Origin of the sequence: Streptomyces doebereineriae, assembly GCF_031845645.1 — a bacterium.
Classification (GTDB): Bacteria; Actinomycetota; Actinomycetes; order Streptomycetales; family Streptomycetaceae; genus Streptomyces; species Streptomyces canus.
Genome location: NZ_JAVREZ010000555.1, coordinates 1 through 396, shown reverse-complemented (window position 1 = coordinate 396; position 396 = coordinate 1). Strand labels below are relative to the sequence as shown.

Sequence of the window (396 nt, the reverse complement as noted above, 5' to 3'; positions counted from 1 at the left end):
CCGGGGGGCGGGGCGCGGTGCGGGTCGGCCGGGACGGTGAACGCCCACAGCGAGGTTCCGGTCCCCGGGTCGGGGAAGACCACGGCCTGGTCCACCTCCGGGTTCTCGCACAGGGCGCGCTCCACCCGGGCCGGTTCCAGCCGGTGGCCCCGGATCTTCACCTGGTCGTCGACCCGCCCGAGGAACACCAGGTGGCCGTCGGCGTCGATCCGCCCCAGGTCGCCCGTGACGTACACCCGCGCGCCGGGAGCGGGTGCCGCAGGGTCGGGGACGAACCGGCGGGCGGTGGCGGCCTCGTCGCCGAGGAAGCCCCGGGCCAGCAGTGGTCCGCCGATGTGGATCTCGCCCGTCTCGCCGTCCGGCACCGGTCGCCCGTCCCTCCGGACGCTGATCTCC

The 396-nt window shown here is 76.5% G+C and carries 1 pseudogene; it reads right to left on the bottom strand.

What is annotated here, in order from left to right:
- Positions 1-365 (bottom strand): annotated as a pseudogene (locus RNB18_RS53225) (AMP-binding protein); the annotation flags it as partial.
- Between the last annotated feature and the right edge of the window lie 31 nt (positions 366-396).